Source organism: Nocardia sp. NPDC058499 (assembly GCF_042719915.1).
Taxonomy (GTDB): domain Bacteria; phylum Actinomycetota; class Actinomycetes; order Mycobacteriales; family Mycobacteriaceae; genus Nocardia.
The window spans coordinates 376677-394695 of the sequence record NZ_JBHXMZ010000002.1 but is presented as its reverse complement, the minus strand read 5'-3'; the positions used below and the strand labels follow the sequence as shown (position 1 = coordinate 394695).

Here is an 18019-nt window from a genome sequence, read left to right as displayed (position 1 = left end):
CCGAAGCGGAAGCCGAGATAGCCGCCGCTCTCGATGTTCGCCGACCGGCGCACGTGGCGCAGGTACGTCTCAGGTCATTCCGGTCTGGGGATGTCGATGCCGGCGGCGCGGAGCTTCGTTTCGACGAGCAACGCCAAACGGCCCGAGGCGGAGTTCTGTTTTTCGCCGTGGTGGGCGATCAGCCGGTACCGGGTCGCGGTCTCGGTGTGGGCTTGCAGACCGGTGACGATCCTCAGCTGGGCAGGGTTGGCGAGGTAGTGCTCGGCCATATCGGTGGCCAGTTCGGCAACACGCGGGTCGTCCGATTCCCAGCCGATGACTTCGGCGCTCCGCTTGGCCAGTTCGACGAAGCGGGGGTCGCGCAGCGCATGCTCGATATCGGCGAGGTAGTCGTCGAAACCTTCAGGGACCAGGGCCTTGGCCAGCACGAAGGATTCTCGGGCGGTCTGCACGTCATCCGGTGTGAAGCCGAGTGCCGGCATTCCCTCCAGCATCGCCACCGCGCGGTCGGGCAACAAGGTCCGGTCACCGGAGGTGAGCCGGTCGAGCGTGTCTCGCTGCGCGGTCAACTCCGCGATCCGTGCGGTGAGGCGCCGGCCGACATCGGCGAGTGCGTCGGCGAACTGCGCGGCGTCGGAGTCGATCAGCGGGCCGAGGTCGGCCAACGGCACCCCGGCGGCGGCCAATGTCCTGACCTGTACCAACCTCAACAGCTCGGGTGAGCCGTATCGGCGGTAACCTGAGCTGTCGCGCGCTGGTTCGTCGAGCAGGCCGAGCTTGTGGTAATGCCGCACCGTTTTGATCGTGATGTCGGCGAACGCGGCCGCCTGGCCGATGGTAACCCCGTCGGTCATCGACTCAGCGATCCTGTTCATCGTGTTCTGCGGTGGTCTCCCGTATTGCGGCGGCGACAGCCCGGAAATCCCTACGCAGGATCTGCGTGTGATTGCTCGCGACCTTCGTGCTGACCCGCAGATTCGGATTCCGGTGGAGCACCGGATCGAGAGAGGCGCGCATCTGCTCCATCTCCTGCGCGCCTCCACCCAGGTTCGCACCCGTGGCGAGGATGTAGCGTACCGGGCAGGCCAATCGCTCCAAGACCGGTTCGAGCGCGGCGCAGACCTCGTTGATCTCGATGTTGACCTCGGCATGCTGAGCAGCGCTCATCGACGCCGACATGCCGAACGGACGCACGAGCGGCAGGAACAACCGCATCCGGCGCCACAGACGCCGAATCGTTTCCCGCCCTTCCGCACCGGTGTATCCCCACGGAACCGCGCCGTCGACCGAGACCACGCCGGCGACCCGGTGCGGGTTGCGGTCGGCCCAGTGCACCGCGAGCGCCGCACCGTAGGACCAGCCGACCAGCAGCGGCCGGTCCAACCCCGTCGCCTCGACCACCGCGTCGATGTCACGAAGACAGCCCTCGAAGGAATAGTCCGCCGACCGCTTCGACTCGCCGCGAGCCCGCTCGTCGTAGGTGATATGCCGCCACCGAGGGCCGAGTTCGGCGATCACACGCCGCCAGGACCGCTGACTGGCGTAGGAGCCGTTGAGATACACAACGGGACGACCCGGGCCACGGGTATCGGTGACCGACAGGGCCGTGTCGTCGACAGGCACCATGCCGGTCCACGGTGAGGTCATTGAACGAGTCATGCGGTCAGCCTCCACCTTGACCTCGGGTCAAGGTCAAGGTGGAGCTCGACGAGACGTCGGAATTCGCCGTTGGACTGCTGGACAGGCCCTCTGCCGCGCTGCCGTACCCACAGGAACGACGGTGTCCAATGTGCCGACCATGGTCAGCAGGTCCAGCTTGTCCGCGCTGTCGGTGCCGATGGCCGAGTGCACCAGAGCAGCCGTGGTCGGCCGTCTTCGCTGAACAGATCGAGGCAGTTGACTTCGATCAGGCCGAGAGCCGCATCTCGCGCTCGGGCACCACAGTGGAACCGCGCTTTTCAGCGGCACGGTGGGAGGGTGGTGGTCAGTAGTCGGTGTAGGGCGGTGGGGGTGTGGCCCAGGTGTTCGCGGACGGTGCGGGTCAGGTGGGCCTGGTCGGCGAAGCCGAGGTGTGCGGCGAGGTCGGCGAGACCGGTTTCTCCGTCGGTGATCCGGTCGAGCGCCTGCCCGACTCGTATCCGGTTGCGGTAGCGGGTCAGCGACACTCCCATGTGCTGGGAGAACACCCGGCTGAGCCGATACGGCGAAACCTTCAGTAGTGCGGCCAGAGCCCTCAGCCCGGCCGACTCCGGTGCCCCGTTGATGATCGCGTCGCGGGCCGCGGTGACCAGCAGGCGGTCGGCGGGCCGCGGCCGTGGGATCGGTTGTTCGGCGGCGAGTGCGACGAGCCGGACCAGTTCCTCGGTCGCCGCGTAGTCGATATCGCCGCCCGCGGCGGCGGTGAGCATGCGGCGGTGCGCGAGTTCGATGCGCGCATCGACGTAGACAGTCCGCGGGTGCACCGCGCCTTCCAGTAGGCCGGGCTCGATCGTTACCGCGGTGCAGACGTCACCGCCGGCGGGGTGGGAGAAGCCTTCCTCCTCACCCGGTGTGCCGAGGTAGCCGACAGTGCGGTCCAGGTCGGCGAGTTCACCGTCGGCCTGTCGCCGGAACCGGCCTCGGCGCACGAGCACGAGCCGATGGTCGTCGCGGGCTTCCGGAGCCGAGAAGTGGGTGTGGTCGGAGCGGCAGTTCACGGTGGTGACGGTGAACTCCGGCCGGGCGGCGAGGGTCGTGGCGGACAGCACTCACCGACCGTATGGCCGGGGTACGACAAGAAACCGCCCGCAAAAACCTTCAAGACCTGCGCGGGCTCGGGCATGGATGCTGAGACGGCAACACCGACTACATCGAGGAGACAAACGACATATGACCGTCCACGCGAACCTGGCCGCGATCACCCTCGACTGTGCCTCACCGACGGTGATGGCGGAGTTCTACCGCGAGGTCACCGGCTGGAAGATCACCCATGCCGACGACGATTCGGCCTACCTGGGGGAGGGACCGATCCAGCTCGCCTTCCAACGAGTCGAGGGATACCAGGGTCCTGGCTGGCCCGATGCCGGCAAGCAAGCCCACCTCGACTTCACAGTCGCCGAGGTGAAAACCGCCACCGAGCGGCTGTGCACGCTGGGCGCGACCGTTCCCGAGTTCCAGCCGGGGCAGGGTCAGTGGACGGTTCTCGTCGATCCCGAAGGTCATCTGTTCTGTCTCGCCGCGGCCTGATCAGGAGGATTCCATGGCATCCATTCACAAAGAATTCGTTGTCGACGCCACCCCCGAGCAGGTCTGGGATGTGCTCGCCGATTTCGGCGCGGTGCATGAGCGTCTCGCCCCGGGTTTCGTCACCGATACTCGCCTCGACGCCGACACTCGCACAGTAACCTTCGCCGACGGCACCATCGTCGCCGAACGACTCGTCGACCTCGACCCGGCAAGCAAGCGCGTGGCCTACTCGATCGTCGGTGGGCACCTACACCCCGCCCACCACCACGCCTCGATGCAGGCCCTGCCCGCCGAGAACGGCAAAACCCTGTTCGTCTGGCACACCGATGTCCTGCCCGAGGCCCTCGCCACACCGATAGCCGAATCCGTCGAGCAAGGATCAACAGTCATACATCGGGCACTGGAAACGGCAGCAACCGCAGTCAAGCGGTAGCGGCCTAGCCACAGAGCGAGACGCGCCGTGTCACCGACGGCACCGGGGCATTCCTCGACTTTGTCAGCTCGGCATTCGACGTCGAGGAACTCGGACGGGTGGCAACCGACGACGGTTGATCGGCCACGGTGAGATCCGGGTAGGCGACACCGTGGTACCGGCGTTCGACCGGCACGCGGACTGGGCCGCGATACCGAGCCTGCTGCGAGTATTCCGAGAGAGAATGCAGGTTGCCCAGGCGACACTCGATGCCGAGCTCAGCGGCCGACCAGTGGGCCGGAGCAGCGCGCCGGTTCGCAACGGTTCCAACTGACCAGTCCGGGCTGGGCGTCGACGCGGGTGCCGCCGCACTCGCGACTACCGACCGGCGAGTTCGGCGACGACCGGAGCAAGACGGCCGGCGGAGTCGGCGCCGAAAACGAAGTAGGAGAAGCCGCTCTCCTCCCGGCGTCGCTCGATTTCCTCGGCGGCGGCTGCCGGATCGGCCGAGAGGACGGTCATCGCGTCTGCCGCGCGAAGCGCAGCAGGGTCGGTATCGGGGGGCGCCATATGCGGAGCGACAGAGTCACCGATCACCGGCACGGCCAGCGCGAGCTCGACGTCGGCGCGGAACTCGCGCGCCATATGCGCGACTTCGCGCCGAGGCTGAGCCCCCAGCACGAAGGTGACCGTATCCGCCACCTCGGCCGCCAACGCCTGGGCCTTCGGCCCCAATACCGCCATTGCCACGGGCGTATGACGATCCGGGCCGTCGAGGTCTCGCAACGTTTCGACCGTCTCCCGCACCTGTGCCAACCGTCGGTGCGGCGGCGGTACGGCAGGCATTCCCTTGTCGCGCAGCTCGTCCTCGATCCCGGGTCTGCCGGTGCCGATTCCCATCTCGAAACGGCCCTCGGTCAGCAGCGACAGCGAGTGCGCTTCCCACGCCGTCAACCACGCCGGGCGGAACGGAGAGGCGTACACCCAGGTGCCCACGCGCAGGTCGGTCAGGGCCGCGGCGGTGGCCAGCATGGGGCCGGGCGCCGGTTGCGTCTGAGGGAAGTCGGGCACGAGCAGCGTCGAGTAACCGCTGTCGGCGATGCGGCGCACACGATCACGCCACGCCGGCACGCCGGTGGTGAGCGGAGCAACGACCCCGAATCGGAACGGTCTCGTCATGTCCGGACTCCTATCTTCCGGTCGGTCCAGAAGACAAGACGACGGAGCCGCCCGATACTCATCGCCGCAGCCCAGTTTATGTACGGCGCGCTATTCCAGTGCTGCGGCAAAGGCCGCGAGTGCTCGCTCGTCGAACAGCACGAACCGCACGTACTCGACGGCCGTTTCGGTGGCACGCACCGTCTCGACGGCAATTCGGGCACCATCGTCCATCGGCCAGCCGAAGATGCCGGTGGAGATCGCGGGGAAGGCCAGGGTCTCGGCGCCCAGTTTGTATGCCACGCGCAGGGATTCGCGGTAGCAGGAGGCGAGCAACGCCGAGTGGTCCTCGTTGGCCGACCATACTGGGCCCACGGTGTGGATCACCCAGCGTGCGGGCAGTCGTCCCGCGGTCGTCGCCACCGCCCGTCCGGTCGGCAACCCTTTGCCGAGGTGCGCGGCGCGCAGGTCACGGCACTCCGACAGGATCTCGGGACCGCCCTTGCGGTGAATGGCGCCATCGACGCCACCGCCACCGAGCAACGAGGAATTCGCGGCGTTGACCACCGCGTCGACCTGCTGTTCGGTGATATCACCGCGCACTGCCTCCATTCGCGTCATCGGGTCCATTGTGCTGGCATGACCGACGACGATGCCATCGGATATGCGTACCGAGCACCGAGCCGAAGTGAGGTCGAAGTTCGCCGTCACACCAACGCGGCAGTTACGGCGGCCGACGCCCCGAATGCGCCGATGAACGACGCCCGGATTTACTGGGCGGACACACCAGATCTCAACGAGGGAACATGCAGAATCTCTACGTGGTGAGCCACCCGCACGCCGACCACACCGAAGCCGGCCTCGTCGGCGGCTGGCACGACTCGCACCTGACACCGCCCGGCCGGCGCGACGCACACCTGATCGCCGAGGAACTCCACCGCCGCCGCGACCCACTGCGACCGGTCCGCATCACAACATCCGACCTGTCCCGTTGCGCCGCAACCGCCGGGATTCTCGGCACAGTCCTCGACGCCCCGGTTTCGGCGGATCCGCGCCTGCGTGAGATCAGCTTCGGTGAAGCAGAAGGCCGGCCGAACGAGTGGCTGGCTCAGCGGCAGATCCCCGCACCGGACCATGACCGGCTCGACCACCGCGGCCCCATCGGTGGTACCGAGACACGGCGTGAGGTCGCGACCCGGGTCGGTGCCTGCATCAGTACGTTGATGACCGATATCGGCCACGACCACATCGTGGTCACCCACGGATTCGCCCTGACGTTCGTAGTGACCACCTGGATGCAGATCCCCGTCGATGCGGTCGGTTTCGCCTCCTTCGCGACAACGCCCGGCGCGATCACCCACCTACGCCTCGACGACTACTGGCGCAACCGCACACTGGTCGCCCTCGCCGACACCACTCACCTGAAAACCGATAAGTACTGACCGACCACGATCGCCGACCATTCCCGTGGCCAGGCCTCCATACCGCCTCAGTACAGTGACTTCGCATGACCGGCACCGAGCTGGAGATCAGCGAAGACATGGTCCGCGACCTGCTGCGCGAGCAACATCCCGACCTTGCGGGCCTGACCATCCGCGAGGTGGCGGGTGGCTGGGGCAACCAGATGTGGCGTCTCGGGGACGAGCTGGCCGTACGCATGCAGCGCATGGACCCCACCCCGGACTTGCAGCTGAAGGAGCGGCGGTGGCTGCCCGTGCTGGCCCCGCGCCTGCCGCTGCCGGTGCCGACCCCGGTGCGATTCGGTGAACCGTCCGAGCGTTTCCCCAAGCATTGGACCGTGATGACGTGGGTTCCCGGCGAACCGCTCGACCGCGCCACGATCAGCCGAGGCGCCCATGCGGCCGATACGTTGGCGGCATTCCTGCAGGCGCTGCACGTTGCCGCACCCGCCGAGGCGCCGATCGCTACCGACCGCGGCGCCCATCCGAAGGACTGCGCGGACGGCTTCGAGGCCTTCTTCCAGGCCGTCGCCCCCGCCGACCTCGCCGCCGATATCCGGCAGGTCTGGGACGATGCCGTCGCCGCCGGCGCGTGGGAGGGCCCACCGGTGTGGGTGCACGGCGATCTCCATCCCGCGAACGTCGTCGTCTCGGACGGAACACTCTCGGGCATCGTCGACTTCGGTGACCTGTTCGCCGGTGACCCGGCGTGGGACCTCGCCGCGGCCTGGGTGCTGCTGCCCGCAGGCACAGCCGCAAGGTTCTTCGACAGGTACGCGCACGCGGACGACGCGGCGATCCGGCGGGCCCGCGGACTGGCGGCCATGAAGGGCCTGTTCCTGATGCTCATGGGGCAGAACGGAGATCGGGGTCTTCCGGGCGGAAAACCGCACTGGGGACCTGCAGGCCGGGCGGCACTCGAGCGTGTTCTGAAGGGCATGTGACAAACCGGTCGACGGCTGGTAATTGAACGACACTTGCCTGGTGCGAGATCGGAAGTTGCCTGGCTGTGCGGCCGAAGCTTCGTGCACGATACTGGCGTGGAACACCTTCCTATCGATGTGCGTGCGGCTATCCGCTTCTTCGCGTTCTATATTGCCAACGGCACGGTTGATCTCGAACTGCTCGACGGCATCGACTACAAGCCGCAACTGATGGCTTCGGGGTCAGCGCTGGAGATGGTCTTCGCGATTTTCACCAATGTTCTCCGTATCGACGAGGCCGGAAAAGTGGTCAACGAGGACGAAGCTCAGGAGCGGGCAGCGCAATGGATCCGCGCCTACTGTGATCGGGAATACCGGGTCGACCCTCCTTTCGAAGCTTGGGAAACCGAGTTGCACCTGTGACGAGGGTGATCGCCATGCTGACCCGCGCCCTTGACGCTGGGTGCCGTTCGCGTGGTTCACCGCTGACGGAGCCGACGGCCAAGCCGGTTACCAGCGGGGGCATGGCCTCCAACCTATGCTCCCGAGACGCCTGTTGCCGGGACGTGGGTTGGTGACGCCGGTGCGAAGGGGAAGCGCGTGCCGGTGAAGTGTTCGGAGACGCCCCAGAGTCGTGCGGCGGAGTCCGGATCCTCGGCCACGGGGGATATCTCGCCCACCGTCGCCGGACCGCGAATACCGCCGAAGCGGCTCGGGCCGACGAAACTGCCGCCGGGGATATCGCCGACGGCCGCCAGCAGGGTGGGCAGCGCACCGCCGTCGGGTCCCTGGGCGAGCATGGGTGTGAAGAGGGCCGACAGGGTATCGAGGAGCCGGTTGCCGCTGGTGATCCGGAAGCCTGTGGAGGCCCATCCGGGATGCGCCGTGGTCGCGATGACCGGCGAGCCGACTGCGTTCAGGCGGCGTTGTAGTTCGGCAGTGAACAGCAGGACCGACAACTTCGACGCTCCGTAGGCGCCGAACGGCTTGTAGGGGCGTTGTGCCCATTGCATGTCGTCGAAGTCGAGTTGCGCGGTGCGGTACGCGGTCGACGAGGTGGACACGATGCGGTCGGTGATTCGGTCCACCAGCAGGTTCGTCAACGCGAAGGGCGCCAGATGGTTGACGCCGAACTGGAGTTCGAAACCGTCCGCGGTGTGCTGCAGCGAGTCGGTCATCGTGCCGGCGTTGTTGATGAGCACGTCCACTGTGCTGTCGATGCTGTCCGCGAACTGCCGGACCGATGCCAGGGAGCTGAGGTCGAGCGGGCGGACTTCGACCGTGCCGCTCATCTCGGCGGCGGCTGCACGGCCCTTGTCCTGGTCTCGGACAGCGAGGATGAGCCGCGCGCCCTTGGCGGCCAGGGCGGCCGCCGCGGCACGGCCGATTCCGCTGCCGGCGCCGGTGACGATGACGGTGCGGCCGGTCTGGTCCGGTATCTGCGAAGGAGAGGCAAGTGTGAGCATGAGGCCAATGTACCCACTGGAAACAATCTGGTCAACGGAAACATCCTTGATAAACTGCCCGCATGACGCCTGACCGCCCTTACCACCACGGCAACCTGCGCCAGGCTGTGCTGGAGCAGGCCACGCCGGTGGTGCGTGACAGAGGGGCCTCGGAGCTGTCACTGCGCGAGCTGGCCGCCGCTATCGGCGTGACGCACTCCGCTGTGCGCCGCTACTTTCCCGACCGCCAGCAGCTTCTCGACGCACTGGCCGTAGAAGGTTTCGCTCTGCTCGGGGCCCGGCTACGTGACGCCGTCGAATCCGCCCCCGGCTACCGCGCGCAGATTCACTCGATCGCCCGGACCTACCTCGACTTCGCGACTACCGAGGCAAACTTGGCCGAGCTGATGTTCGCTCACAAACACGGAGCAGGTGGCGACGCCGTGAGCGAGAGTGCCGACGCGGCCTTTGCGCCGATGTTGCTGGTGTTCCAACGCGGCCTGGCCGGCGACCCGCGGAGTACGAGCCCGGAGCGGACCGCACTGATCTTCTTTGCCACCCTTCAAGGGCTGGCCGGGCTCGTGAACTGCGGCATGATCACCGCCGGCCAACTCGGCGGGTTCATCGATGAGGCTGTCGCGCAATTCCCGCAGTAGTCGTTGTGACAACGGGGTCAACGGCACCGCGGGCGAACGACGACTCCCGCGCGTAGCCGGTACCGCGGTGGGTCAGGCTCGCAACGCCTGGGTTCTCAATATGTCGATCTCGCAGCCCGGTGAGTTCGGTTCGAAGCCGTGCTCGACCAGCCAGCGGGCGCCCCGCAGGCTGCGCAACGACCACCATGCGCGGATTACGTCGAGGTCGGCGGCGGTGCCGTAGCCGGTGAGCACGTCTCCGAGGTGTTCCGGGTGTCCGAGCGTCAGGGTGGCGAGGTCGTACAGGGCGTCGCCTTGGGCTGCTTCGGACCAGTCGAGCACGCCGGTGATCTCGTCGCCGTCGATGAACACATGGGCGACCTGTAGGTCGCCGTGTGTGAACACCGGTGTCCAGGGCCGGAGTGCGGCCTCCGCAATCCGGCGGTTGCGAGTGATCACGTCGGTGGAAAGAACGCCGTTCGCGGCGAGCCACTCGCATTCGGTGTCGAGTTCCGTGGCCAGCTCGTCGATGCCGGAACCAGGCCGCGGCGGCAGCGGCGCGTCGTGCAGCCTCCGCACGGCGGCACCCACCGCAGCCCACGCCGCCGACGATGCGGTCGACGGCTCGCCGAGGCGGCCGAGCGCAGTACCCGAGAGGGCGGCGAGTGCGAGTACGGGCGGTCGGCGCCACAAGATCTCCGGAGTCGGGATCGGCGCCCGCTCCATCGCGTCGATTTCGATCTCGGCGCGTGCCTGATCGGTATCGATCTTCAGGAACATATTGCCGGCCCGCAGCGTCGCACGCTCGTGATGGGCGACGACAACCTCCACCCCTTGCTTTTCCACGCCGGCCATTATCGCGGCGCCGACCGGCCGACGTCACCGTGTTTACCGGTGCACGGTTGGTCGGCTCTCCGTGCTCGGTTTCGTTATCGCGGTGTGAGCTGGTCTCGCTGTGCGAGGGTATCGAGGACCTCGTGGGCTACGCGGATGCCGGATTCGATGGCACCGTCGAGGTAACCGGGATGATCGATCGCGGTTTCGGCACCGGCCCAATGAATGTCACCCACCGGTGTGAACGGCAGCGGTGGCAGTGCGTCGGTGGCGCCGGGTTCCGGGAGTGCTGTGTAGCCGCCGCCGACGTTGTCGTCGAGATGCCAGGCCTTCTCGTGCCAGCCCACCGGTTCGAGGACCTCGGCGCCGAGCCTGGAAACCAGGGGGCCGAGGATGGTTTCGCGCCTGGAAGCGGCATCGAGCCCGTCGAGTGCACGTGCGTGCGGGCCGCCTACCAGCATGCACAGGTGGCCGGGACCATCGGGCGGGCTGGTGTCGAACACGGCTGTTCCGAAGGCGCCGAGGACCATCATCTCCGCGTTCGTGCCGCGGTCTCGCCAGAACGGCCGGTCGAAAACCGCGATCGCTTTGTAGACCGACCCCATGTAGGAGCGGGCGGCGATGGCGATCCGATCGGGCGGCAGCGGCGGCTCGAAGCTGATGCGGTCCAGCAGCGGCGGTGGAACTGTCACCACGACTTTCGTGGCGGCGACCGTACCCGCGCTCGTAGCGAGGGTGACACCGTCGGCGCCCTCGCCGATCGAGGTCACTCGATGCCCGAGTCGAACACGGGCGCCGAGTTCGCCGGCAAGGCCTTCGACGAGGGTGCCGACACCTTCGACCAGCAGATCCTGCTGCGCGCCGCCGGTGGTCGACAGCATGGTCCGCAGTCCGCCCTGCAGGCGGATCATCCTCATCATCGCCTGCACCGACAGTCGGTCGAGATCGGCGGTCCACGAGGTCGAGGCGGCCAGTTCCAGAAGTCGTCGTGGTGTGCGCCCGGGCACCCTGGCCAACCAATTCGCGACAGTCGTGGTGTTCCACCGCCGGGGCGGAGGGATATGGGACAACGCTTCCAGGCCGAGAAGGAGACCCGCGGTCGCCAGCATCGACGGCGCGCCCGGCCGTACCCGTCGAGCGCCGTCGAGGATGGTAGGCAGGGGCGTGGTGTGCATGCGGAATCGGGTGGCGCCGAGTTCGGTGGCCAGCGCGGCGATGCGGTGATGGTCGTGGCCTATCCACTGCCCGCCCAGGTCTACGCGTGACCCCAGCGCGGTGGTCTCGCTCATCGCGCGCCCGCCCAACCGGTCGGCGGCCTCGAGTACGAGCACATCGACGCCCGCCCGGTGCAGGGCGCGGGCGGCTGTCAGCCCCGCCAATCCTGCTCCGACTACGGCCACTGTTGTAGTGGTCGGGACGGGACCCGAGGAGGTCTCGGTCTGCGTAGAGTCACCGCTGCTCATATCTGCCTTTCCGGGCGGACGGGACCGCCCTGTCCTGAACCGGTCGATCGCCGTTGCTGCGCCGGCATATCTGCGAGCGGATCGGCGGTGGCTGTTATTTGTCCGGCGCCGCGGCAGCCGGGGCCCTGATGATCTCCCCGGCGACGCGGTGGCCGGACTCGGCGGCGCCGTCGATATAGCCCGGCCAGCGCGTGGCGGTTTCGGTGCCCGCCCAGTGCAGCGGGCCGACCGGGCGGCGCAGCGCGGGCCCGAACCGGGTCAGGGTGCCGGGCGTGGCGAACGCGCCGTAACAGCCTCGGCTGTATTCCTCTTCGGCCCAGTCCTTTTCGATGTAGTCGATGGGTGCACGAGCCCCCGGTCCGAAGTATCCGGCCAGATCCTCCAGCACCAGCGCGCGCCGATCGGTCGGGCTCAGACGGGCGCCGGCGTCGGCGTGGCGGCCCTCGAGAAACCCGACCAGCACGCCGGGACCACCCGCGAACGGGGTGTTGTCGAAGACAGTGCCCAGAGCTCGCCGGTCGCTGTTGGCCTGTCCGCTCCAGCCTTCGGCCCGCCAGAACGGTTCGTCGTAGGCGACATTGACCTTGATCACTCTGCCCATCGGCATCCGCTGTACGAGCTGGTCGCGGTCGCCGGGCAGACCCGGGGTGAATCGGAGGCGAGCGGCCAGCGGTGGCGGTATCGCGATCACGGCGTGGCGCGCACGCACGGTCGCACCGCCGGCGCGGACACGCACACCGGTGTCATCCCACTCGATATCGGTCACAGGACTGTCGAGGACGATGCGTTCCCCCAGTTCTCTTGCCATGGCCAGCGCGATGGCCTGAGTGCCGCCCACGACCCGGTCCTGCTGGGCGCCGTTACCAACGTTGATCAGCGCGTCGAGCCCGCCCGCGGCGCCGATGTAGAAGTTCGCCCACAGTGCCGACATATCCTCCGGCCCGGCTGCGAACACGGCTTCGGTGATCATTCGGAAGAATGCGCGCCCTTCGGCGGTGTGGGCGTGGTTGCGCAGCCAGGTGTCGAAGGTCTGCGCGTCCAGGGAGCCGGCCCGGTCGTACTCCCACGGCTCGGTCCGGACGACCTTGCGCGCCGACCGGTCCAACCGCAGCTGCGTCTGGACGATATCGAGCAGCGCCGCCGGGTTCACGCGGGGAATGCGGCCGGTGTACTCGGAACGGGAGCGCCCCAGTTCGGCGATATGCCGCCCAGCGGTGTGGGTGGGGTAGGTCTGCAGGCCCAGTTCCTCGATCAACGTCAGCACCTGATGCTGGGTGGGGCCCACCCACTGCCCACCGACCTCGATCGGCGAGCCACCGGGAAGTTCGGCGTTGAGCAGGCGGCCGCCCACCCTGTCCCGTGCCTCGAGTACCAGCACGTCGGATCCGGCGCGTACCAGGTCACGAGCGGCGACGAGGCCCGCGGTACCGGCGCCCACAACCACCACGTCCACCGACTTGTCCATACCCACAGCTCCGATCCGTGCACTGTGCATCTGACATACATGCTGTATGTGATAAACATAGCGTATGGAGTCTTTGCGTGACAAGCACGTCGAGAACACCCGGCGGGCTCTGCTCGAGACCGGGGCTCGTCTCTTCGCCGAACGGGAATACGCCGATCTGTCGGCAGAGGAGCTGGTGCGGGCCGCCGGCCTGACCCGCGGCGCGCTCTATCACCACTTCGACGGCAAGAAGGGTCTGTTCGAGGCGGTCGTCGACGACCTGGAACAGCAAGCGGCACAACGTGTCCGAGCCGCGATCGACTCCTCGGCGGATCCGGTGGAACGCGTCGGACACGCGATGGACGCTTTCCTCGACATCTGCACCGAACCCGCGTACCGCCACATCGTGCTGCTCCAGGGCCCCATCGCGCTGGGCTGGCGGCGCTGGCGTGAAGTCGATCAGCGCCACCTCAGCGGGCTCGTCGTCGAAGGCGCCCAGCACCTGCTCGATGCCGGCCGTATCCAGCCGTACCCGCCGGAACTACTCGCCGGCGCCATCTACGGCGCCCTCACCGAAATGTCGCTCACCATCGCCGAATCCGACGATCTCACCCTCAGTCGCGCTCGAGCCGGAGAGCTGGCCCGCGCTCTGCTCGGCGGGCTGGTCACCGGCACCGCACACCACTGAACCGGCACGATAATCGGGCCCGTCGCACTGCCTCGGTGATCCGTCGCCGGCAGCGGACGGCACCGCCGCCGCGCGGCGTCCGGACGTGGCCCGTCTCGGTATCGGCCGGTGAAGCGGCCGGCCGGCTCGATACCTGCTCCGCGCGACTCTTTTCGGGCGGCTGCCGGCGTGGTACCGCACAGCGTGGCCATCGCCTGCGCGGAGAATCAGACAGACTCCGTCGCCTCCGGCTGCTTGGCTGGTCCTGCAGTACGGCTCCGTGTAGCCGGCAGCATGATCACAAGCGCAAGGAACGCTAGACCCGCGGCGGCGGCCGGGACGAGACCCACACCGACCGAGAAGACTCCGCCGCCGACCATGCCTCCGAGTGCTGCGCCGATGTAGACGGAACTGCTGTGCACGGCCATAGCTTGGGATGCTGCCTCCGAGCCTGCGCGGGCGAGCATCATCGATTGGATGCTCGGAGGTACTGCCCATGCGGCTGCCGACCAGATGGTGAGCAGTACAGCGGTCAGCACCACTGGGATCGGCCTGACGGTCCAGAGCACCGCAAAGGCCACCATGACGGCACAGAACACCAGGCTCACGAAAGCGAAGACCAGACCGGGGGCGTACTTGTCGATCAGGCGACCTGATGCCTGCGTGCCGAACAGGCCGCCGATTCCGCAGCACACCAGTAGCGCGGCCAGCACTGTGGGCGACACATCGGAGAGCCCGGAGAGGAAGGGGGCGATGTAGGTCTGGAACGAGAGGTTGCCTGCGACGGCCAGGGTCGTGACGACCAGGATTGCCGTGACAGTACCGTTGAGCAGCGGCCGGACCATGTCGGCGAGCGTTTTGCGCTCGTCGATCGCGTGTGCTTCCGCCTGCGGAAGGGTGCGCACCAGTACGAGGAGTGCGGCGATGCCGAGGAGGCCGGCGAATACGAATGTGGCCCGCCAATCGAGGAGTGCTCCGATCCATGTACCGGTCGGGATGCCGATCAGTACCGCGCCGGTCAATCCGGTCATCACCGTGGCCAGGTAACGGCCCTGGTGCTGCGGCGGGGCTTCGGCGCTTGCTGCGGCCAGCGCGGTGGGGAGAACGAGGGCAGCTGCCAGCGCGGCGATGACGCGCAGCGCCAAGAGGGCGCCGTAGCTGTCGACCAGCAGGACTGCGAAGTTCGCGGCACCGAAGACGATCAGGGCCCCGCACAGTGCGCGCCGTCGTGGAATGTGGAGTGGCAGAAGCGCCCACATCGGGGCGGCGAGCGCATAGGTCAGTGAATACACCGTGACCAGTTGACCGGTGGTGGTCTCGGGTAGCTGGACCGTCTCCGAGATCGCCGGCAGGACACCGATGATGATGTAGTCGTCTGTCTGCACTGCGAACGCCGCAAGAGCCAAGGCGAGCAGCCACACGGGCTGGGATCTGGGCGAGAACCTCATGTCGTAAGGGTAACGTTTGTTTCCTTTATGAGGCTAAGGGTATTCTCCTGACGAGACGAGGAGGTGCGAGCATGCCCAGACCGGCCAGCCCGCAACGCCGACGCGAGGTGACCGATGCCGTCATCGAGCAGCTCGCCGCCACCGGTATCGGGAACTTCTCCCTGCGGACGCTGGCCGAGGGAATCGGCCAGAGCACCCGCGTACTGACCCATCATTTCGCCGACAAAACCGCCCTCATCACGGCCGTACTCATTCGACTCGACGAACGGCAGCACCAGGCGCTTCGGTCGACACCCGGCTGGGACGACCCCGCCATCGAGGTCGGTTCTCTCGTCCGGTCGGCCTGGGAGCGCAACCTCGGCCCGGACGAGCTGGCCATGACCCGCCTCATCCGGGAGATCGAGGGACTCGCCGCCGCGGGACGCCTACCGTTGCCGGCCCCGGGGTTCATCCGGGGCCGGGCCGAGTTCGTCGCCTCGTGCCTGGTCCGCCGAGGCCTGCCCGAGAGCAACGCACTCACCTTGGCGACCCTGCTCAACAGTGCCTACTCGAGTCTCCAGAGCGACTACCTCATCACCGGAGACACGCAACGGGTCGAGGTCGCTCTGCACGAGCTGTGCGCCTGGATCGACGGCTGCGTGCGACAGTCCAACTGAGCGAAGCCGGCAATCCCGGCGCACTCGTCAGCGGCGAGTGAAGTCGCACAAGTAAGTCGGCCGGAAACTCCTTCGAGCCGACGCTGTGGAGAAAAACGGAAACCTGGGTCAACCTGCGCAGGAGGGCAGGCGGGGTAGGCCGGATCATCGGCGAGCACGGTTTCCGGCTAACTCCGACCGAGATACCGAAGGTGAGCATTACTCCGGCCGATACGACATTATGGTCGCAGATCTGACTACTCAGGTCGCACACTGCGTTTTCGACTGATCAGGGATCTACACGTGCATAGTTCAAAGATATCGACCCGCACCGTGCTCGGCAGCGTCATTGCCCCGCTGCTCATCGTCGGTTCAGGGGGCGTCGCCGCGGCCGAGCCCGCACCGGCGCCCGCGCCGGTGCAAGCCCCCGATGCTCCGGGGTCCGGGGAGGTGGCGCCCATCGCGGCGTGCATGGCGCCCGGTGACTCCATCGAACTCCGGGCCGGTCTGGGCGCCCTGCTCGGGACCGGAAGCGGCGCGGCCGCGGGCCTGCCCGTCTTCTTTGTCGGGGCCATCCCGTTCGGGATCATCGGCGGCGTGATCGGCGCCATGATCGGCTCGACCACCTACGCGCAGGACGCCTGGCGGGCTCCGCAGAACTGCTGATCGGACGGGGCCGCGGGGTCAGCCCTTTGACGGGGTAGGTGGCGTCGAGCCATTCGGCGAACGAAGGCCGGCTGATTCGGGCGTGCGGCCGGCCACCACCCGCGGTCCTCCAGCAGCGCCCGATACACACCGACCACGGTCGCGGCGCCGACGATCTCGCCGCGGTCGACCATCCGCATTCCTTCGTCGAGTGGTAGCCACCAAATCATTTCGGCCTCGTTGATCCGGCCGGGTGTCGGTGAGCTCGGCGCTGAGGCTCTCGCCGCGTATGTTTCCGTGTTGATTGGGAAGCTGGAGCTGTCCGAAGTGTGGCTCCTCGGTTGCGTCCAAGGGCGATGACGCGGGCTGGGTAGGGGGCACAATCACGGCTCTCGATGATCATGCCGCGTTGGTGCCGGTGAAGCAGAGCCTTTGCCCACAACGCGGTTGCGTGGATGGCCCCGCTGACGTGAGGCCCTGCCCGTGCCGCGGTCCCAGCCAGGCAGTTCTACAAGCGGATCGGGTCGTTCGCCTGAATAACCGGCTCCGGGTTGACCTGTTGTGTCCGCGAGAACTATCCGATAGCTCTGCGTAGCGCGCCGGTGGCGAAATCGACCAAAGGGCGCTGTTCCAGCAGTCGCACGACTGCCGACCCGAGCCGTCCGGTGCTGATGTGGGCCGGTCGTGTTGCAGCGAATTCGTCGAGGATGTCGGCGAAGTGGGTGTCGTCGTAATCGAGGTCCGCGAATTGCACCCACTGCCGTTGTCCGTCGCGGATGAGTGGGGCCCCTTGGGTTATCGCGGTTGCCGTGCCGGCGCGAACCTCTGCCAGGTGCAGGCTCGTGCAGTTGTTCGTGCCGATCAGCAGCACTCGTGCATCGCGGTCGTACAAACGCGCCAGTGGTGAACCCTCACCGAGTGAGATGCTCAGCTCGTGGCCGCCGACGATCGCCGCCGCTTCGGCGCCCCATGCGGCGAACGACACGTGCGGATGGTGACTTCGCTGCACATCCGGCCAGGTGCGAAATGTCTCGGCAACCGCTCCCATCCACTCGCTGGGGGTTCGTTCGGGATCGAAGGCGGGCAAACTGGCCTGCACCTCCGGTACCCATTCCGGCGGTACGGGAGGGTTCTGCCATCGCGCGGGATCGGTCAGGCCCGACGTATGTGCAGGGAAAACGAGTGTGCCCGAGGTGGTGAGCGTGTCCTGTAGTGCCTGGAGGACGGCGACGGCACCACCGGACACCCACCCCAGCGACTTCAGGCTCGCGTGTACCAGGACGAGGTCGCCGCGACGCAGCCCCAGTGTTCTCATATCCTGCGCAAGCGAATCTCGGGTGTGGGGCCGGGTTTGGCCGGTCGGTGCTTGTGGTGGCCGCGACGAGGACATGGAGGAATCGCTGTGGACCATGGCCGGCAAACTATCAGGGCCACCAGTCGTCGCCCCTATCACCGACAGGGGTAGTCCAATCACGAAGCCGGTGATTACCCAGTGGCTCATGATGTCAACTGCCCGGATATCCAGCGGGCGAACCTCAGGCGGGTAGTACGGTCTCGACGTTCGCGATGGCTCTGACCGCGCCTACTCGGACATCTGGAGCAGCGAGGGGTAGCCGGCCGTCCGT

General features: G+C 67.2%; 20 protein-coding genes. 9 read left to right on the top strand and 11 right to left on the bottom strand.

The window, feature by feature from the left end; genetic code table 11:
• Positions 1 to 74: 74 nt before the first annotated feature.
• The 3 genes from ACFWPH_RS06980 to ACFWPH_RS06970 form a co-directional block, all read right to left on the bottom strand.
• A complete protein-coding gene (locus ACFWPH_RS06980) occupies positions 75 to 854 on the bottom strand; it encodes a MerR family transcriptional regulator (RefSeq protein ID WP_378748664.1) in 780 nt (259 codons plus the stop codon).
• A 4-nt stretch (positions 855 to 858) separates the two neighbouring features.
• Complete coding sequence (locus tag ACFWPH_RS06975) at positions 859 to 1659, bottom strand: alpha/beta fold hydrolase (protein ID WP_378748663.1); 801 nt, start codon at positions 1657 to 1659, stop codon at positions 859 to 861.
• 299 nt (positions 1660 to 1958) lie between these two features.
• Positions 1959 to 2747 (bottom strand): helix-turn-helix transcriptional regulator, encoded by a 789-nt coding sequence (locus ACFWPH_RS06970; RefSeq protein ID WP_378748662.1) that lies wholly within the window; start codon positions 2745 to 2747, stop codon positions 1959 to 1961.
• A 121-nt stretch (positions 2748 to 2868) separates the two neighbouring features.
• On the opposite strand from ACFWPH_RS06970, the gene ACFWPH_RS06965 reads away from it, so the two are divergent.
• Positions 2869 to 3225, top strand: a complete 357-nt coding sequence (locus ACFWPH_RS06965) for a VOC family protein (RefSeq protein WP_378748661.1) — start codon at positions 2869 to 2871, stop codon at positions 3223 to 3225.
• 13 nt (positions 3226 to 3238) lie between these two features.
• Positions 3239 to 3658, top strand: coding sequence for an SRPBCC family protein (locus ACFWPH_RS06960; RefSeq protein ID WP_378748660.1), 420 nt, complete (start codon positions 3239 to 3241; stop codon positions 3656 to 3658).
• 357 nt (positions 3659 to 4015) lie between these two features.
• Here the strand turns inward: ACFWPH_RS06960 and ACFWPH_RS06955 are convergent, their stop codons facing one another.
• Both ACFWPH_RS06955 and ACFWPH_RS06950 read right to left on the bottom strand, forming a co-directional pair.
• Positions 4016 to 4816: an LLM class flavin-dependent oxidoreductase gene (locus ACFWPH_RS06955; protein WP_378748659.1), complete on the bottom strand. Its 801-nt coding sequence runs from the start codon at positions 4814 to 4816 to the stop codon at positions 4016 to 4018.
• Between the two features lie 90 nt (positions 4817 to 4906).
• Positions 4907 to 5416, bottom strand: coding sequence for an O-acetyl-ADP-ribose deacetylase (locus tag ACFWPH_RS06950; protein ID WP_378748658.1), 510 nt, complete (start codon positions 5414 to 5416; stop codon positions 4907 to 4909).
• A gap of 185 nt (positions 5417 to 5601) precedes the next feature.
• Here ACFWPH_RS06950 and ACFWPH_RS06945 point away from each other — a divergent pair, with 185 nt between their 5' ends.
• The 3 genes from ACFWPH_RS06945 to ACFWPH_RS06935 all read left to right on the top strand — a co-directional run bounded on the left by ACFWPH_RS06945 (position 5602) and on the right by ACFWPH_RS06935 (position 7601).
• On the top strand, positions 5602 to 6237 hold the full coding sequence (locus ACFWPH_RS06945) for a histidine phosphatase family protein (RefSeq protein WP_378748657.1): 636 nt from the start codon (positions 5602 to 5604) through the stop codon (positions 6235 to 6237).
• 65 nt (positions 6238 to 6302) lie between these two features.
• The gene (locus ACFWPH_RS06940; protein WP_378748656.1) at positions 6303 to 7199 is read left to right on the top strand and encodes an aminoglycoside phosphotransferase family protein; all 897 of its coding nucleotides are present in this window, start codon (positions 6303 to 6305) and stop codon (positions 7197 to 7199) included.
• Positions 7200 to 7295: 96 nt separating this feature from the next.
• The gene (locus tag ACFWPH_RS06935; protein WP_378748655.1) at positions 7296 to 7601 is read left to right on the top strand and encodes a hypothetical protein; all 306 of its coding nucleotides are present in this window, start codon (positions 7296 to 7298) and stop codon (positions 7599 to 7601) included.
• A 113-nt stretch (positions 7602 to 7714) separates the two neighbouring features.
• On the opposite strand, the gene ACFWPH_RS06930 is transcribed toward ACFWPH_RS06935, so the two are convergent.
• On the bottom strand, positions 7715 to 8644 hold the full coding sequence (locus tag ACFWPH_RS06930) for an oxidoreductase (RefSeq protein ID WP_378748654.1): 930 nt from the start codon (positions 8642 to 8644) through the stop codon (positions 7715 to 7717).
• A gap of 62 nt (positions 8645 to 8706) precedes the next feature.
• On the opposite strand from ACFWPH_RS06930, the gene ACFWPH_RS06925 reads away from it, so the two are divergent.
• Positions 8707 to 9279: a TetR/AcrR family transcriptional regulator gene (locus ACFWPH_RS06925; RefSeq protein ID WP_378748653.1), complete on the top strand. Its 573-nt coding sequence runs from the start codon at positions 8707 to 8709 to the stop codon at positions 9277 to 9279.
• 72 nt (positions 9280 to 9351) lie between these two features.
• Here ACFWPH_RS06925 and ACFWPH_RS06920 read toward each other — a convergent pair whose 3' ends face one another.
• From ACFWPH_RS06920 to ACFWPH_RS06910, 3 genes are all read right to left on the bottom strand, one after another.
• Positions 9352 to 10104 (bottom strand): phosphotransferase family protein, encoded by a 753-nt coding sequence (locus ACFWPH_RS06920; protein WP_378748652.1) that lies wholly within the window; start codon positions 10102 to 10104, stop codon positions 9352 to 9354.
• Between the two features lie 83 nt (positions 10105 to 10187).
• The gene (locus tag ACFWPH_RS06915; protein ID WP_378748651.1) at positions 10188 to 11555 is read right to left on the bottom strand and encodes a flavin monoamine oxidase family protein; all 1368 of its coding nucleotides are present in this window, start codon (positions 11553 to 11555) and stop codon (positions 10188 to 10190) included.
• 94 nt (positions 11556 to 11649) lie between these two features.
• Positions 11650 to 13020, bottom strand: a complete 1371-nt coding sequence (locus ACFWPH_RS06910; RefSeq protein WP_378749415.1) for a flavin monoamine oxidase family protein — start codon at positions 13018 to 13020, stop codon at positions 11650 to 11652.
• A gap of 64 nt (positions 13021 to 13084) precedes the next feature.
• Between ACFWPH_RS06910 and ACFWPH_RS06905 the strand changes: the two genes are divergently transcribed.
• The gene (locus ACFWPH_RS06905; protein WP_378748650.1) at positions 13085 to 13687 is read left to right on the top strand and encodes a TetR/AcrR family transcriptional regulator; all 603 of its coding nucleotides are present in this window, start codon (positions 13085 to 13087) and stop codon (positions 13685 to 13687) included.
• A 206-nt stretch (positions 13688 to 13893) separates the two neighbouring features.
• Here ACFWPH_RS06905 and ACFWPH_RS06900 read toward each other — a convergent pair whose 3' ends face one another.
• Positions 13894 to 15114, bottom strand: a complete 1221-nt coding sequence (locus tag ACFWPH_RS06900; RefSeq protein WP_378748649.1) for an MFS transporter — start codon at positions 15112 to 15114, stop codon at positions 13894 to 13896.
• A gap of 71 nt (positions 15115 to 15185) precedes the next feature.
• Here ACFWPH_RS06900 and ACFWPH_RS06895 point away from each other — a divergent pair, with 71 nt between their 5' ends.
• Both ACFWPH_RS06895 and ACFWPH_RS06890 read left to right on the top strand, forming a co-directional pair.
• On the top strand, positions 15186 to 15770 hold the full coding sequence (locus ACFWPH_RS06895) for a TetR/AcrR family transcriptional regulator (protein ID WP_378748648.1): 585 nt from the start codon (positions 15186 to 15188) through the stop codon (positions 15768 to 15770).
• Between the two features lie 282 nt (positions 15771 to 16052).
• Complete coding sequence (locus ACFWPH_RS06890; RefSeq protein ID WP_378748647.1) at positions 16053 to 16415, top strand: hypothetical protein; 363 nt, start codon at positions 16053 to 16055, stop codon at positions 16413 to 16415.
• Positions 16416 to 16968: 553 nt separating this feature from the next.
• Here the strand turns inward: ACFWPH_RS06890 and ACFWPH_RS06885 are convergent.
• Positions 16969 to 17709: an aminoglycoside N(3)-acetyltransferase gene (locus ACFWPH_RS06885; RefSeq protein ID WP_378748646.1), complete on the bottom strand. Its 741-nt coding sequence runs from the start codon at positions 17707 to 17709 to the stop codon at positions 16969 to 16971.
• Between the last annotated feature and the right edge of the window lie 310 nt (positions 17710 to 18019).